This window comes from Plectonema radiosum NIES-515 (genome assembly GCF_025753815.1).
Taxonomy (GTDB): domain Bacteria; phylum Cyanobacteriota; class Cyanobacteriia; order Cyanobacteriales; family Nostocaceae; genus Hassallia; species Hassallia radiosum_A.
Window position 1 is genome coordinate 1 of sequence record NZ_JAOWRF010000157.1, and the last position, 17705, is coordinate 17705.

At 40.9% G+C, this 17705-nt stretch carries 13 protein-coding genes; 4 read left to right on the forward strand and 9 right to left on the reverse strand.

The features are described 5' to 3' along the window. From OGM63_RS10620 to OGM63_RS10650, 7 genes are all read right to left on the reverse strand, one after another. Positions 1–1016: PAS domain-containing sensor histidine kinase (locus OGM63_RS10620; RefSeq protein ID WP_263745497.1), on the reverse strand; the 1016-nt coding region annotated here is incomplete at its 3' end. Between the two features lie 72 nt (positions 1017–1088). Further along, on the reverse strand, positions 1089–1589 hold the full coding sequence (locus OGM63_RS10625; RefSeq protein WP_263745498.1) for a response regulator: 501 nt from the start codon (positions 1587–1589) through the stop codon (positions 1089–1091). Continuing rightward, positions 1549–3795, reverse strand: a complete 2247-nt coding sequence (locus OGM63_RS10630; protein WP_263745499.1) for an ATP-binding protein — start codon at positions 3793–3795, stop codon at positions 1549–1551. Before OGM63_RS10630 ends, OGM63_RS10625 begins: the two co-directional genes overlap by 41 nt. A 425-nt stretch (positions 3796–4220) precedes the next feature. Further along, the gene (locus OGM63_RS10635; RefSeq protein ID WP_263745500.1) at positions 4221–6053 is read right to left on the reverse strand and encodes a response regulator; all 1833 of its coding nucleotides are present in this window, start codon (positions 6051–6053) and stop codon (positions 4221–4223) included. Between the two features lie 24 nt (positions 6054–6077). Further along, positions 6078–6296: a hypothetical protein gene (locus OGM63_RS10640; protein ID WP_263745501.1), complete on the reverse strand. Its 219-nt coding sequence runs from the start codon at positions 6294–6296 to the stop codon at positions 6078–6080. Positions 6297–6741: 445 nt separating this feature from the next. Further along, the gene (locus tag OGM63_RS10645) at positions 6742–7605 is read right to left on the reverse strand and encodes a fructosamine kinase family protein (RefSeq protein ID WP_263745503.1); all 864 of its coding nucleotides are present in this window, start codon (positions 7603–7605) and stop codon (positions 6742–6744) included. A 135-nt stretch (positions 7606–7740) separates the two neighbouring features. Further along, on the reverse strand, positions 7741–9015 hold the full coding sequence (locus OGM63_RS10650; protein ID WP_263745505.1) for a M16 family metallopeptidase: 1275 nt from the start codon (positions 9013–9015) through the stop codon (positions 7741–7743). A 721-nt stretch (positions 9016–9736) separates the two neighbouring features. Here OGM63_RS10650 and OGM63_RS10655 point away from each other — a divergent pair. Then, on the forward strand, positions 9737–10909 hold the full coding sequence (locus OGM63_RS10655; protein WP_263745506.1) for a glycosyltransferase family 2 protein: 1173 nt from the start codon (positions 9737–9739) through the stop codon (positions 10907–10909). Positions 10910–11117: 208 nt separating this feature from the next. Further along, positions 11118–12611: a C-3',4' desaturase CrtD gene (gene crtD, locus OGM63_RS10660; protein WP_263745507.1), complete on the forward strand. Its 1494-nt coding sequence runs from the start codon at positions 11118–11120 to the stop codon at positions 12609–12611. A gap of 273 nt (positions 12612–12884) precedes the next feature. On the opposite strand, the gene OGM63_RS10665 is transcribed toward crtD, so the two are convergent. Then, a complete protein-coding gene (locus OGM63_RS10665; protein WP_263745508.1) occupies positions 12885–14366 on the reverse strand; it encodes a peroxidase family protein in 1482 nt (493 codons plus the stop codon). A gap of 472 nt (positions 14367–14838) precedes the next feature. On the opposite strand from OGM63_RS10665, the gene OGM63_RS10670 reads away from it, so the two are divergent. Further along, positions 14839–15858 carry a hypothetical protein gene (locus OGM63_RS10670; RefSeq protein WP_263745509.1) on the forward strand — a complete coding sequence of 340 codons (1020 nt, stop codon included), beginning with the start codon at positions 14839–14841 and terminating at the stop codon, positions 15856–15858. 379 nt (positions 15859–16237) lie between these two features. After that, a complete protein-coding gene (locus OGM63_RS10675) occupies positions 16238–16858 on the forward strand; it encodes a hypothetical protein (RefSeq protein ID WP_263745510.1) in 621 nt (206 codons plus the stop codon). A 245-nt stretch (positions 16859–17103) separates the two neighbouring features. Here OGM63_RS10675 and OGM63_RS10680 read toward each other — a convergent pair whose 3' ends face one another. Beyond that, a complete protein-coding gene (locus OGM63_RS10680) occupies positions 17104–17622 on the reverse strand; it encodes a PM0630 family protein (protein WP_263745511.1) in 519 nt (172 codons plus the stop codon). Positions 17623–17705: the final 83 nt, after the last annotated feature.

Below are 17705 nucleotides of genomic sequence, written 5' to 3' on the forward strand. Positions count from 1 at the left end.
GGGGGAAAGATGTTTCCGATGTTCTGTGTGTCTCCTTGGAGTCTCCTTGGAGTCTCCTTGGAGTCCTTGTTGTCGTTTTGAACTTCTGCGCTTAGAATAACAGTACTTCCTGAGGGCGAAAATTTAACGGCGTTTGCTAACAGGTTGACAAGAGTTTGAATGATGCGATCGCTATCGACAAATATCTCAATAGATAGGGGAAAAACTGTTAGGGTGATGTTGGCTTCTTCCGCAAAGCATTGCACAGCTTCTATTGCTTGCTGCATTAAAGTAGCAACATTACATGAGTGCTTTGCCAAAACAATTTTGCCTGATTCGAGTCGCTCTAAATCAAGAATTTGATTGACTAAACGTACTAAGCGTTCGGTGTCAAGCGCGGCAATTTCTAACATGCGTCGGGCTTTTTGCGGTTGGTTGTCCAGTCGTCCGGAAGCGAGCAATCCTAAAGAACCGCGAATCGAAGCTAATGGTGTTCGCAATTCGTGGCTGACAACAGAAATAAACTCGTTTTTCATCTTTTCTATAGCTCGCATTTCGGTAATGTCTTCAATGGTTCCGACATGACCGATTAATTCTTTTTGGTCAGAAAAAATGGGAGCTGTTTTAATTCGACAAAAACGTATAATTCCGTCTCGATGAAGAGAACGCACTTCTCCCATGAATTCTTGATTTGCTGTTACTGCTTGTAACCAACGAGAAAAATGAAGCTGACGATCTTCTGGGTGAACGAAGTTGATCCAGCCATGTCCTAAAGCTTCTTCAAAAGTATAGCCGCAAATTGCTTGAGCGCGAGGATTGGTGTAGATACATCCTCCTTGGGGATTTACTCGAAAGATGCCGACTGGGGAAGCTTCGCTTAAAACTCGAAATTCGTCTTCGCAGCTGCGTAAGGCAGGGTAAGCAAGTTTGCGATCGTCTAATGCGGCTTCTGTTTGTTTGCGGTCGGTGATATCCTGAATTTGAGCCACAAAGTAGGATGGTTGACCTTGAGCATCAGGCACTAAAGATACACTCATTAAATAAGTCGGGAATCTTGCTTTTTCTGATATTTAATAATTCTTATTTAATCTTTAATTTTTGACACGTTTTCACGTGTCAGGTAGACTGATTACTCCAAACCAATACTTACTAAAAATTTCGATTGTCATTTTCAATTTATGGACATCAATTGGTTTGAGAATATAACTATTTACACCATATTCATAACAAGCTTCAATATCTTTAGGATTTGATGATGTAGAAAATACCACTACAGGAATCATTTTCAGACTATCATCCTGCTTGAGTTGGTGTAGAATTTCTCGTCCATCTGTACCGGGCAAATTGAGGTCGAGTAAAATTAAAGATGGACGGGGTGCTGTTTTATTATGTACATATTTGCCTGTATGATAGAGAAAGTCTAAAGCGTCATCGCCATCAGTACAACGTTCAACTCGGTGAGGAAGAGATGTCCCCTTCATCATGCGTTGTAAAGCAACAAAATCTTCATCGCTATCTTCAATAACCAATAATGTTGGAGTTTGGTGTCCAAACATTGACTTACTTACCTCAACTTGGTAATGTGAAATAGAAAGTGCTACTTTCTCCATAAGTAGATTCTATCCAAATTTTGCCCCCGTGACGCTCGACAATTTTTTTGGCAATAGTTAAACCGGCGCCGGTACCACCACCATATTGACTTGCGGTGTGCAGACGTTTGAAAATGCGAAAAACATTATCTAGATGTTTTTGCCTAATTCCTATACCATTATCTCGCACATAAAAAGTGATTGTGGCTTGGTTTGTTGCTTCTTGGTCTAAAAAGCCAATTTCTACTAATTTATTCGCTTTGTCGTTGTATTTAATGGCATTGCTGATTAAATTACTAAATACTTCACTCACCTGAATGCGATCGCATTTAATATCGGGTAATCGTTGGCAAATGCGAATATCTACATTTCTCGTCTCTTTTAAGCTAATTTTTAATACTTCTATCACACTTTCTACTAATTCCTGCAAATTAGTTCGTCGCATTACAAGTTCAACTCGTCCTAAACGAGAAAAATGCAGCAGAGAATTAATCAAATCTTCCATCCGCTGAGTCAGACGCACCACAGTTTGTAGTTTAAAGACTCCATCTTCATCCAGCAATTTTGCATAATCTTCAATCAGAAATGTTGAGTAGTTGTGAATCCCCCGTAGCGGTTCTTTTAAATCATGAGAAGCAATGTAAGCAAAAGCATCTAATTCTCTGTTACTGCGTTCTAATTCGACATTAATTTTTGCTAGTTCATCCGCTTTTTTTATTACCATTGCTACAATAGCGCTTTTTAGTTCTAAAGCACCATCAATTTCACATTTTCTCCAAGGTAAAGATTTAAATCGTACTGTTTCTTGCCACATTTCAAAAGATTTACGTGGTGAGAGATGCAAACTACCATTTTCATTAACTTCCACTGGTTTGTTGGGATTCCCCCCCCATTTTACTGTTTGAATCACTTCGGGACGAAACCACAAAATCCAATGTTTTTGACTTTTAGCAATGGCAAGTGCTAACATTCCACTAGCAACATCTTGAAAAGTTTCTGATGCGGGATAAACCTTGAAGAGTGAATCTGTATAAAAAACGTTATCGTTATTAATTTGCGTCACTAACCAGTCTATTAAGTTTTGAATATCCGCTTCTAATGGTGTTTTGCCAAATAGTACCAATTCTTGATTCCAGGAAATAGCAACACCTTCAGCACTGACTAAATCTAATAGTTCATTCTTCTGCTCACTTAAAGCATGTACCAAATTTGGGGTTTCGGAAATAGCCTCAACAAACTTCGATTGAATTGTCTTGAGTTTGAGTTTGTAATCTAAGTCTTCATTTTCTTCTTTAGTCCCAATGTCTAAAGACATTACATGTCCCAAAAATTCGCAGGCAGTGCGAATATAATAGGGTACATATTTAGGTGTATTATGATGACAGGCAATCAATCCCCATAGTTTTTTATTTTTGATTAAAGAAATTGACATCGAAGCGGTAACACCCATATTCTGCAAATACTCAACATGCATGGGAGAAACACTCCTCAAGACTGAATAACTTAAATCTACTGGTTCATTCGTAACTGGATTGTAAGTAGGAATCAGTTCTACGGGTTGATAATTAACATCAGGAATTAACCGTAACCAATTGAGAAGATATAACTGCTTTGCTTGTTTGGGAATATCTGATGCAGGATAGTGTAAACTCAAATAAGGAGGCAACTCTTCTAATTTATCTTCGGCTATGACCTTCCCAGCGCCTTCCTCATCAAATCGATAGATCATAACTCGGTCAAATTCTGTAATTTTTCGCACTTGTTTGGCTAAAACTTGACATAATTCTTGTAAATTAATTGTATTTTGTATTTGCTTAATCGGGGGTTTGACTAACTGATAAAAAGTCAAAAAGTCTTGATTGTCTTGTGATGTAACAGGCAATAATTCCAGAATTAATACTTTTTGAGAATGATGTATAATTCCATCAAATAGGAAAGTATTGTCTTGAGTTTTCCAAGATATCTTGACAGGATTGACGCTTTCTAAATCGCTAGGTAAACATTGTTGAATATGAGAAATTTGCTGGACATCCAGTAATTCTTTAAGTTTTTTGCCTAACAACTTGTCGGGATGGATACCAATAAAATTAAAACTATTTTTGCTAACTTGTAAAATAGTAAATTCTGGTTTTTGTAAAATAAAAAGAATACCATGTGGTTGAATTAAACCAGGAATATGAATTTTTTCGTGATCGCAGTTCGTTAAATCTATCTTTTCTGGCATCATCTTTTTGTTTGAAAACCTTAAATATTAAATAGTTGTTGAGAAAATTTAAATAATTATTATTAGTGCCGCTACTTTAGAAGTCAAAAGACCTACACCATAAAAATGAGGATTTATTTCCGCCCATGAGTACTAGCTATTGAATATTATAAAAATAATTTTTACCATCTGAATCGAAGCATGATAAATTTTTGATTACCAATTAATAATATATAAATAATATCACTAGCGAGTGCTGAGAGCAGAGTAAGAGCGTTTATTGTTGAGGCACCAGTGTTGTGAGCAGCTTTGCTGACAGTTGCGCTTAGGTGCGTTGTTGAGTGTTGAGTGTTAAGTTAAATAAATTAGTCAAAATTTAAAACTCAGGACTCGTAACTCAAGATTTCTAAACTTTCTCCGACTCGGAACTCAGGACTCAAAAGTTTCTTCTACCACAGTTGTACCCGTTTTAGACGACTGATAATCCGGGTAATCAGTTCTGGTTCCACAATTGGTTTACCTACATAATCATCTGCACCTGCGGCAAATACTTGACGTATAGTATCAGGATTTGTGTCAGATGTGAGTACGACGATGGGCAAATCTCCCCAATGAGGGTCTTGACGTACCACTTGACAAAGAACTATGCCGCTGAAAGTAGGCATGGAAGCATCTAAAATTAGTAGGTCAGGTGCTGTAGTAGTTAGCACTTCCCAGAAATTTTGTGGATCTTCTAAAGTTGTCACATCAAGTCCCCAAGGTTGTAGTAAATCGGTTAAGGTTGTCAGTACTTGGGGGTCATCATCCACGATTAAAACTCTCGCTTCAGCTGCGGTAGCTTGATTGAGTATCTGGGTGACAGCTTTAAGGATTTGATCTGGAGCCAAGGGCTTGTGTAAAAAGGCACGAGCGCCTAAGCGAGCTACTTCTACTCGGTCAAGCAAGCTACCCCTTATGGTCAAAACTAACACCGGGATTAAAGATTTGCTTTGTGCTAATTCAGCCAGTAGCGTCAGTCCATTCTCATTGGTGTCAGCAAAAATCAGATTGAGCAAAATCGCGTCGGGGGGATTTTGAGCGATCGCTTCTTTACCAGCAGCTAAAGAATTCGCTACCTCTACTCGCAAATTTAAAGCGATCGCTGAAGTAGTGATTTGTTCAATTAATAAGCGATCGTCATCAATTATCAGTATTAAAGCAGATTGCTCCTCTAAAACAGGCGCAACAGCACTTAGAGTTGGTGGCTTTTCTAGTTCTTGTTGTAACAAACTAACTAGTTGCTGTAGTTGTGCTGCTTGTTCTTTTATTGCTTCACTTTCAAGCAACTGTTCAATCTTGCGTGCTAATCTCGAACCTTCATTAAAGCCAAAAGAACCCAGTGCACCAGCCATTTTATGAGCTTCTAGCTTTGCTGCGTCTTGAATTTGCTCGCTTAGGGTGTCTGTCATCAAAGCACTAACCACCTGCTCAAATAATACTAGCTGACAGGTAAAGCTCTCCTTGGTGCGCTGCCACATATTGTTAACAGATTCTATCACCATATTTTCAGCTTGTTGCCTGTCGGCATCAGTAGAAGATAATGACGACTTAGGTGTAGGTGTCTGTTCTGGTGGAGGTAAAAGGCGATATCCTAAGCCATAGATTGTTTCAATTAAATCAGCAGTCATTCCTGCTGCTTTTAATTTTTGGCGAAGTTTTTTGATGTGAGTTGTCACCGCATCTTCACCCGGATACTCAGCAATCGACCAAAGACGGTCTAAAATCATACTCCGGCTAAATATACGTTGCGGATTTCGCAAAAAAAGGTGTAATAAACGATATTCTGTTGCTGTCAGTCGTAAAAGCCTCCCTTCATAAACAACTTTGCTGCTACTGGTGTCAAGTTGCAACTTTCCCCAAGTCAGTACGGGAGCCAAAATATTACTTCCTCGTCGCAATAAAGCGCGAACGCGGGCAATTAGTTCTGACACGTCAAAAGGTTTGACCATGTAATCATCTGCACCTGCATCTAAGCCCATCACCTTATCGGTGCTGCTATCTTTGACAGTTAATAGCAAAATCGGCATTTGATAGCCGCTAGATCGCAATTGACGACAAAGACTAATGCCATCTAACCCAGGCAAAACTATATCGAGGATGATCAGGTCGTATGCAAAACCTCGCACTAGTTGCAAAGCTGTTTGACTCTCAGCGCTCGTATCAACTATGTAATTATGGGATCTGAGCACTTCTGACACCATCGTTGCAGTACGCTGATCGTCCTCCACTACTAAAATTTTCATGTCATACTCCGTCATAGCCGAGTATTAACTCATTTGCTGGACTGTTAATTGTGATAAAGCACCTTGGCAGAGAATTGAGGAATGAAAGACCGTGCGATCGCAATGCCGCGTTTCTCTACGAGACCCTTTGCCAACGCGATCGCACATTTTCATCAGTAAAGTGGTGCTATTTACCCGCACAGACAAAAGTAGTCTCAGCAATTTAGGATAGTTTTTGGCAACCGAAAGACATAAGCCGCTCATAGAAAACCTCTTACTTTAGTTAGTTGTCATCTCACGAAAACTAAAGGATAAAAATGAGGAAATGATGAAGTGTCCTAGATAAAGCTTGATATTGTGTGGGAAAATATTTTGATTTTGGGAAGTAAAAACTACACCCCCCGCTCAAAAAGTAACAGCGTTTCCTTTCTTCAGCAACGCCAAAAACTCGTTTGATGCTTGCAGCGGCTAGGATTGGCATTGCAGACATGTTAATATTTAGTAGACATCGACCGAATTTAATTATGCGTTGCCCCAAACCTTTGTAGAGACTTCGTCCGATCGCGTCTCTACATTGTTTTCTGGAGATATCTAGTAGACATCGACTGCTAGGCTGATTATGCGTTGCCCGAAACTCTTGATTAGACGTTAAATTTAACGTCACAATAATTCTTTTTCAAATAGGTTGTCTGAATGCGATCGCTTTCCTTCAAAACCGCAAAATCTCTTCAATCATGCGATTCGCTTGCGAAGCATAACCGCCGCCAAATAAATTAAAATGATTGAGAATGTGATATAGGTTATATATAGTCTTTCTTTGTTCGTAGCCTGTATCTAGAGGAAAGACTTCGTTATAACCACGATAAAACGCTGACGGAAACCCGCCAAAAAGTTCACTCATGGCGATATCAACTTCGCGATCGCCAAAATAAGTTGCCGGATCGAAAATTACCGGTTCTCCTGACACAGTACACCCAGCATTTCCTCCCCACAAATCGCCATGCACTAAGGAAGGTTGCGGTTGGTGTGATAGTAACTTAGTTATAGCTGCGAGTAATTTTTCTTGTTGAGGAAAATTGCCACCCCGCCGGATTGCAAGTTCAAATTGATACAATAGTCGATGTTGAGCATAAAATTCTGCCCAGTCTGCCGTCCAAGTATTAATTTGCGGCGTGGAACCAATGGTATTATTAATTTTCCAGCCCATACCTTGGTTGCTAGTGTAGCAATGCATCGCGGCTAACTTGCGTCCCATTTCTTCCCAACATTTGCTACTACCTTGATTCATTTCCAGCCACTCTAAAACGATGTAGCTGAAATTATCTGCTGTCCCCCAGCAGATTGGTTTCGGGACGCGTATGCTATTTGATTGCCGCATTTCTTGCAAACCCATCGCTTCAGCCTCAAACATCGCAATTTGCGCTGCTTGGTTTAGCTTGACAAAGTAAGTGCGATCGCCACTACTGACAGCATAACCTTGATTGATGCATCCACCACTTAGCGATCGCCTACTCTGGTTCTCAAATTTCTCACCAGTCACCTGGCTAATATCAGTATCAATTTTAGTCCACATTGTTTGATTAGGGAATGGGGAATGGGGAGAGGAGGAGAGGAGGAGAGGGGGAGAGGGGGAGAGGGGGAGTGGGGGACAAGGAAAAATTTATCCTGATTACCAATGCCCAATGCCCCATGCCCCATGCCCCATGCCCTATGCTGGTTTCATGACAACGACACCGTAAGCATCTGGTGAAAGATACTTTTGGGAAGCTTGCATTAAATCGGTTGCATTTTGAGCCTGAATGTGATTTGGATAATCAAAGGCTGGTTCTAAGTCTCCTACCATAGATTGATAGTAACCGTACAAACCAGCGCGATCGCTTGGTGTTTCGTTACCAAAAATAAACCTGTTAGCTACACGCTTTCGCACGCGCTCAATTTCTGCGGGGACGATGATTTGTGTTTGTAGCCTGCTAATCTGGTGAGCGATCGCACTTTCCACAGCTGGCAAATTTTCTACAGCACAATGCGCGGAAATATAAAAAGTCCCCTGCAACCGCTGCGTCATATTACTCACAGAAACCGAAGAAACCAATCCTCTTTCTTCACGCAAATCTCTCACTAGCCTTGATGTGCGTCCATGTCCTAAAATTCCCGCCAAAACATCCAGTGCGTAAGTTTCCCCAAGCTTAATTAACCCAGGAACCCGCCAAACCATCACCAATCGTGCTTGAGTTAGAGTTTCATCCACATATTCTCGGCGGACAATTTCTGTAAATGGTAATTCTTGAGTAATTTCTAAATGCTGTTCGGGTGGGGTTATGGGGTCTTTTTTGGTAAATCCCTCGGCGACAATTTCAATTAATTCCTCTACCGGCAAATTACCCACAACCGCAGCTCTCATTGACTGTGGTTGATACCACATAGCGTGAAAATCCCGCATTTGCTGGGGTTTTAGTTGAGAAATGACTGTTTCTGGTCCCAATACCGAACGACGATAGGGTAGTTGATCAAATGCCATTTCCATCGCTCGTTGAAAGGTGCGCCGGCGAGGATTATCATCACTACGGCGAATTTCTTCTAAAACTACCAATCGTTCTGTTTCAAAAGCTTTGTCAGGAATACTGGCATTAGTTACTATATCAATTTGTAGTGGGGCTAGCTCCGCAAAATCTTTGGGAGCAGTTGTCACATAATAATGAGTATAATCTTGGCTGGTGGCGGCATTAGTAACAGCACCGCGCTCTTCAATTTGACGTTCAAACTCACCGCTAGTTAGTCGCTCACTGCCTTTAAAAATCATATGCTCTAAAAAGTGAGCCATGCCGTTAATTCCATCTGATTCTACGGCTGAACCAACTTTAACCCACAAATTAAGGTTAACCGCTTCAGTGGGCATTTGCTCTGCGACTATTGTCAACCCACTGGGCAAGATGTGCAGCTTCGGGGCATTCAGACGAGGAAAATTCAGCAGGGTTGAAGTCATTGGTCGTAAGGAAGTGGAAAAGCTTTGTTACTTCTTTATTTTACCTAGGACTTATATAACCCGCGATGTCAAAAAGTGTTGACTTTGAATTTGCGTATTGCTTGCACAACTTTTATTCATCCTTCTTCAGACTCATTTCAAACATAGATACAACTATCATTGTCTCCTGCTTGAGTCGCAATTTTAATTAGCGCTCAAAGCGATCGCATCCCAATTTTAACATCGGCATCTACATTTATTGGTGCAGAGTTTACAGGCATACATTTGTGGGCTAAAAGCTTGAAGCCTCCGCTTTGCAAGGCTTTGTACGCGCAACGTCAGATATATAAGCCTGTGGGGTGTTTTTGCCTTTTTTTTTACAACCAGAGAAATACATAAAAAAAGGGGGGCACGGGGATTTGGGGACAGCCTTCTCATGATTGAGACCCAAGCGCGAACATCACTCAAATGCCTGTGGTAACTTGTGGATCTACAAAACAAGCCCCAAATGCCCCTGGGTTATTCCAGGGGGAAAGGTTTTTTCAGAAGGGGAAGGGGTAAATTATGTCACTAAATAATCTAGTTGATTTTTACGGCAATTATTGTAAAATATCATATGTCACATCTATTCGTATAAGTAATTTCATGTAGAAAATATTTCTTTTCTTTCGTAATTTTTGTCAAATTTTTATCTGTTTTCAGTTTTTGGCTAACTTCTTAAATTCTTTAACTAACATTTCCAATGTTTGTCAACAAAATGAAGGCTAATCTGCCCTTTGTTTCAGTTATTATTCCTGCTTATAACGCAGAGGCATTTATTGGTCGGACATTAGAATCTGTCCTCTCGCAGACTTACGAAAATATCGAAGTTTTAGTAGTTGATGATGGTTCACTAGATAGAACTGCCGAAATTGTGGCATCTTTTGCCCAAAAAGACAGCCGTGTAATTTTATTTAAACAGCAAAATGCTGGAGTTGCCGCAGCGCGTAATTTAGCAATAGAAAAGTCGAGAGGGGAATATATCGCACCCCTCGACGCTGATGATATTTGGTATCCCTCTAAGCTTGACAAACAAGTGCAATGCATATTAAAGGGAGGTTCATCTGTAGGATTAGTTTATGCCTGGTCGTTATTTATTGACGAAGATGATGTAATTATCGGACAATATACGCCTTATGATTATTTGAACATTCACAGCGTACAGGGAGAAGTTTACCCAGCTATGCTGTTTACCAATTTTATCGGCAATGCGAGTGCACCATTGATTCGCCGAAGTTGTTTTGATAAACTTGGTGGTTACAACTGCAAACTTAAACAGAAAAATGCTCAAGGTTGCGAAGATTGGGATATCTACTTAAAAATTGCAGAATGTTATCAGTTTCGGGTTGTACCTGAGTTTTTGATTGGTTATCGTCAAGTTAGTATCAGCATGTCTAACAGTTGTAAAACAATGGCAAAGTCTTACAATCTAGTTATGGCAGATTTCCAAAAACGACATCCAGAAATTCCGGCTTATATATATACTTGGTCTGCCAGTACTTTTTACGTCTACCTGTCATGGAAAAGTAGAGCTTGCGGTGATTATTGGACTACTTTGGGATGGATATATAATGCTGTAAAATTGGATTATAGTCCACTCTTGTTAAGACCAATTTATCAATGCATTATCGAATGTATTTTAAAAATCGTCGCTAAACCGATAACGTCTTTGATTTGGTCAGATCATCACTCTTGGTTGCAGTTCTTAGAAAAATTTCAACTCGTTCGCAAAGTATCTGTTAATGGTAATATTACAGTTACTGACATTCAAAAGCAAATGTATAAACCATACCAATATCCCACCAAACCTTACGCAAGAATTATGGGGCAAAGATGGTTGCAAGTTTTACAGATGTGTCGAACGATATATGAATAAAATTAGGTAAATTTGCCCCGTAAGTTGATATGCACGCCTGGTGTAAAATGTCAACAAAAAACGCACATAGAGACGTAGGAATGCTACGTCTCTACGATTGTTGCATGACAACGATTGCGATCGCCTACATGCGGTTCAAAATTTCCTACTTGACTCAAATAATATAAAATTATAAATATAAATATTAAGAAATATGTCATAAGTATTTATGCCAAGCGATCGCGTCATCGTCATCGGTGCAGGAATCGGTGGACTAACTGCTGGGGCTTTATTAGCTCACAGAGGCTACAGCGTGTTAATTTTGGATCAAGCGCTTGTACCGGGAGGCTGTGCTTCTACCTTCAAACGCAAAGAATTTACCTTTGATGTAGGAGCAACTCAAGTAGCGGGGTTAGAACCAGGAGGTATTCACCACCGTATTTTCTCAGAATTAGAAATCGAGCTTCCCGAAGCAACTCCTTGCGATCCTGCTTGTGCGGTGTATCTTCCTGGGGAGAAAACACCGATTAACGTTTGGCGTAATTTAGAAAAATGGCAAGAAGAACGTCAACGACAGTTTCCTGGTAGTGAACCACTCTGGCAATTGATGGCAGCTTTATTTAAAGCTAGTTGGAAATTTCAAGGACGCGATCCGGTGCTACCACCGCGCAACATTTGGGACTTATGGCAGTTGACTAAAGCGGTGCGGTCTGGTACATTAATTACCGTGCCTTACACTTTGTTTACAGTAGGCGATGCTTTACGAGCTTATAAATTAGGAAGCGATCGCCGTTTGCGGACATTTTTGGATCTGCAATTAAAGCTCTATTCTCAGGTGAATGCAGAAGAGACAGCATTACTTTACGCAGCCACAGCATTGAGTGTATCACAACTACCCCAAGGATTGTTTCATCTTCAAGGTAGTATGCAAGTATTGAGCGATCGCTTAGTTTCAGCCTTGGAAAAAGACAATGGTAAGTTGTTGATGCGCCATAGTGTAGAACATATCGAAGTAAAGCATAACAAAGCTGTTGGTGTCGTCATTAAAAATCAGAAAACTGGCGAAGTCTGGACAGAATCAGCCGACCATATAGTTGCAAATGTCACCGTACAGAACTTAATGCAACTATTAGGTGAAAAAGCTCCTCGCGGGTATAAAAAGCGAACAGAAAAACTACCACCCGCATCTGGTGCGTTTGTCGTTTATTTGGGTGTAGACGAAAGCGCCATTCCTCCAGGATGCCCACCCCATCTACAATTTATGTATGATGCTAATGGTGAAATTGGCGAGAATAATTCGTTATTTGTTTCCGTCAGCCATCCGGGAGATGGTCGCGCTCCGGAGGGTAAAGCAACAATTATTGCTTCTTCGTTTGTCGATCCGTTACCTTGGTGGCAGACTGAGGATTATGAAGAATTAAAACAAAAATATACAGAACAAGCGATCGCTCATCTTTCCCAATACTTCTACTTGAAACCAGACACGATTATTCATGTAGAAGCAGCAACACCCCGTACCTTTGCCAATTATACAGCACGCGATCGCGGCATTGTCGGCGGTATTGGTCAAAGAATATCTACTTTCGGTCCCTTTGGTTTCGCAAATCGGACACCAATCAAGAATTTATGGTTAGTGGGAGACTCTACCCATCCAGGGGAAGGTACTGCTGGGGTGAGTTACTCAGCACTGACTGTAGTCAAGCAAATTCAGGCTCATACGTAGTAACCACTCCAGTGGTTAAATAGAGCGCTTTAGCCCTAACTACAAATACCATATCTAGATATTTGTCGGGTGCGTTAAGTAAATCGGCAAGAAAAATTCAATTGGCTTGAAGAAATATAGAAAACAATGTAGAGACGCAAAATTTCGCGTCTCTACAACACTTACGCAAAAATTCTCTCTCTTCCTCATTCCTTCGTGAACTCTGCGTTCTCTGCGGTTCGTTTTTCCGATCAGGAGTGCGTAAGTCCTATACCAAATCCGTACCCCTAGATTTTATTTTTTATCGCCAATCGGATTGAGTTCTCCGACAAATTTTAATAAGTCTACCATCGTAAATGTACCAGGATTTTGGGCAGGTAGCATCGGCTTCCAATCTGGGCAACGTGCCATAAAGCAGCTGCTATCTGCTTCTAAAAGACCGACAAAGACCTCAGCGAGAATGCGACTTCCTACTTGACCCAAGCGCTTTCCTTGACCCTGGACTTGCGCTTCCTTGAGGATGTAATACCACAGTGGTGACTCAATATCAAACTTCTGCTTGACGGCAACTGCTCCATCAGCTCCTGTGGAAATTTCAGCCCTAGTCAACGGCTGGAGTTTCATAAACCGAGCGACACTTTGACCAGATGGTAAGCCGAGACTGCGACCACGTAGCAGATTTCTCACTGCCAATGAACTAGGAGGTGGAACATTCGGCAAATTCTTCAACGGTTCAACGAGGAATGGATCTAGCTTGCGGCTAAAACCAACTTGCACATTAGGATCGATTTGAAAGAACCTTCTCCAGTCAATGATCCAGTCACTGGGAATAGGAATATTGGCAAAGTCACCCAACTTACCTGATTTGGCAGTGAAAGCAAACAGCAGTTCCAAAGTAGCAGCAGTAACTCCCCCAGGAAGAGGAGTGAAAACCCGGTTGTAGTTATAAGCCGCACGCACCATACTGTGACCGAGACGATAGGCAGCTACTGAAAACTCAACAGGGATGAATGGCTCTCGCTTAAAATTGTAAAAGCGTCTGCCTTTATTCAAGACTGTCTCTAGCTGATCCTTGTCAAGAATGCGAGTCAAAAAATCGTGGAGTACAATCCACTGATAGTGCCAAATCACCAATTCTCTGGCTTGTATAAAAACTGACTTGTCAGTAGAATTCTTTGGTTTAATGCTTCCATCCCTAATCCCTGCAACTATTTTGTTGTGAAACTTCAAAAAAGCTAAGTGTAGTTGTGCAACAATTAAGTTTTCGTCGTTGCGTGAGTCGCCAAGAATACCTAAAGTACTCTGGGCACGAGGCAGGTCGTTGGGCAGTTTAGTGGGAACCGATGGATCTCCCCCTCCTGGCTTTTCGTTCGTTGTCCCAATTAAAAATAGATCCGGGTCATCCAGTTGGTAGAGATACGGTTGCACATCAGGTCCTGAGCCATAGAGACTATCAAGGTCAAGCTTTGGTGTGCGGAAATTTTGCACTGCCAATGGATCGACAAGAGTCTCTTGCAGAGCAGTAGTATCAAGGGTTATGTCATGATCGACAAATTGACCAAGATATGTGAACCCCGCAGGGACACTTAAATTGTCACCGTCGGCAGTATTTGGGCTTGGATCGTTCATTGCCTCGCCCAATTCAGTCAAACTTTGTTGTGATGGAGTAAAACTCGGCAATTTAGGAAACATTCTCCCGAACTTTCCAGTTTCTGTAAATTCACCCAGTGGTTGAGTCTCACCAGTACGAGGGGTAAATCCATGACGTCTACGCATATTTATTGCCTTCCTATTGTTGGAGTTTGTTGTCCAATGGAAAAGAATTCAATTTGTATCTATCTGTAGTATGGTTTGGATAACTAAGCTCTGGCAGTACCCCTGAGGGTACTATTTTTGACGAGCAAAGCAATGAGGGAGTTTCACCATGTTTTATACTCAGCCGAACTAAAAGTGCGATCGCCTAGTTGAATCTGAAAATATTTGCCAGCAGTAATACTTAATATTTTATCAAAAATATACCGCACTTTTGTTGATTAGCAGTGTTGACCTGTGAAGTTTCATTACCCAGACTGAGGTGATTGGCAACGTCCTGCCACTCTTGGGGAGCAGATCGACTCTTTGTGCTTACGCGTGCTAGGCAGCCGGAGCAAGCCGGTTTGCTTATAGGTTGTCAAATTACTTTGTATAATTACAGACACATTCGCGTTTCCCCTTTAAACACACGACGTGTACTTTAGGAAAGTCTTTTATGAACAGTACGGATAAGGCAAAACGAATCGTATCTCCGTGGTGGCGCTGGCCTTTTGAAGCTCTATTCCCCGATAAAAAATTTGATGGACAATTTCAAAATCCAGGTAGCGAAGAGGTTTTGGATTTCGACTCGGTGATGGCATCTGTTAACCCAATCACCACGATTGCATCTGAAATCGCCTATTATCCAGAAAACGATCAGCGTGAACTTTTTGCCATATTTGTCTCTGGGCTGGGACAAAGTGAGTCGGAGTCTTCAAAAAGGAGCCGTAGGTATGCTACTACTCTTTTAACTGGCATCGCCAATATGAACAACTCCACTTTTCTTAAAAAACGTCCAATTATTGCTTTGATTAACCGATATCTTGACTGGATTAATGCAGCTTTTGACTATGTTGGTTTATCTGGTAGTCCAGTCATTGAAAATGCGGCAAATTTGATTACTTATGCCGTAAACAACTCGAAAACTCTCAATTTATCAGGGGATAGTCTGGGAACAATTTTTTTGGCAAGAGCTCTTAATCTTGCTAAAAGAAACTTTATCTGTAGACACGCGAGGGTGTTTGACTTTGCAGAACGACGAATTCAAGAACAGAAGTGGAGGCAGCGCACTAGTCAACTCATCAATGTTTTCACCTTCGGTAACGGCTATCGAAAATGGGTACTAGGTCCAAACTACATTATGGTTTTCATTCAAGGCGATCGATTATCAGAGAAATATGGAATTACACCCCAAAGAGCTATTAAGCAAAAACGAGACGATATCAAATTTTTGATATTTCCGCGTTTGTTTCCTGAAGGCAGCTTTGAAGCGCATAACATGATGTTTACAATCGAACTTCTTCGCCAAACCTTTCAAAAAAATCAGATTGAAGTTGGTGATTTTGTGGGCTTATATAACAAACTCAATTCCAGCACCCTAAAAATTGCCACACCCGATGAAGTTTCATGGCCCAGCGACATGAAACAGTACGTATGGAATCAAGATAGCCTAAAGTCAATTCCATCTCGATCTTGACACGAATTGCTGCATTTTTTACATATTATGTTTTATCGCAAAGCGTTCCTTGCGTGGAAGCCTCCCCTCCAATTTCTCTTTTACTAGGGGGAGCCAAAAGGAACTTTTGGCGGGGAGAGATCAAAGCAAGGATGTATGTTAATCAACCGGACTTGATATGATTTCATGTCCAGTAGATTACATATGATGTAGAGACGTAGCAGTGCTACGTCTCTACATGGATTTCGGATTTTTTTATTAATGTTAATCAACCGGACTTGATATGATTCCAAGTACCATAAAACTGAATTTATGTAAAAGGTTTAATAATTTGGAACTTTGAGTTTGACAACTTGGTCAACTTATATTTGACCCAAATTGCGATTAGATGAGCCGGACTATGAAGCAACTGTTGGTTATTACTGCTTTAATTTCGCCACTTTGCTTAATTACATCAACACAAGTGCTTGCTCAAACGCAGCCAACAGAAGAGCAAATTCAACAAGCTTGTGCCAATCGGCAGATTGACAAACTGCCTGCACCGTTTTCTGATGTCCCAAAAGAACACTGGGCATCTGAAGCTGTAGGGAATCTATATTATTGTAAATCAGCGCGGGGAAATGCGTCTACTAGCGAACTAAAAACCGCGCCTGACAAGGTAACAATAAATGGACGTTCTTACGCAATTGATACTTATTTGTGGCGTAATTTTATGCCAAGTACCACTCCAAATAATAAAGGAATAATGGCGAGTGTCCGCTTAAAAGCGGAGGATGGAAAACCAGTCGCGTCAACATTAACTGCTGATAAATTGTGGCTAATTAAAAGTAATGGTGAAACAATTTGGGAAACAACCTTTTCTGAACAACCGAGAATTTCTAACTCCGGAGTCGAGATGGTAGTTAGGGGTGGACCAAATTTAGAACCTGATAGCGTGGTTGATGTGGTGGTTCGCTTGCAAAATGGGAATAAGACTTATTTAGTGCGATCGCATAAGCAAAAAATTCAACGCACATATTAAAAGTAGTGAGGGCTTCAGCCCTCATATTTAAGCACACACAAATAGACAAACATCGTGGAAAAAAATGTAGAGACGCGAAATTTCGCGTCTCTACAAGGGTTTGGTTGACGCATATTTAATTTTCACGTATGGGTCTAGTAGACATTTCCAGAAATGAACTATGCGTTGCCCAAAACCCAAGAGACGTTAAATTTAACGTCTCTACATTCTTTTTCAAAGACGTCTAGTGCTTACTACGAACATCCCTACTGCTTAACTTTAACCACTTCAAACTCGAAAGCCGCAATACGCCGATTCTCAATGTAAACTTCTATCTTATGCTTACCACTCGGATCGCCAGGAGCAATAGTCCAGAAGTTCTCAATCACACCATTTTCAGCCTTCTGAGTCCGAGTAGTTACACCTTCAGTACCGTTTGCTGAGAGTGAGAAGTTTTCACCATTATCTGTACCCCAGTTTTCTGGTTGTTTTGGCAATCGCAGAACTTCTCGCCATGTTATTTCACCCTTGTAATCTTTGAGTTGAATTCGCCATCCGTAACGCCTTTTCTCTTGAAGTGGCACTCTCGTTGTGGGAATAAAGGTAACATTACCTCTGGCGCCAACTCTCTCAACTCCGAATTCAGCTTTTGTGACAGAAATCAGTTTAGAATTTCTAGATTGAGAAGTTGGAAGAGCCTGATTTGCCAAAACCGAAGTGATCAATGGAGATGTCAACCAAAAAGAAGCTAGCACAAGGGTAGTTGCCCAAACTCTCAAAAACATACTTTTTCTATGAGATATTCCTAGTTATTAATAGAGGAATATCAACTCTCGTTCCGGACAGACTCGATGAAAATTGGGAGTGG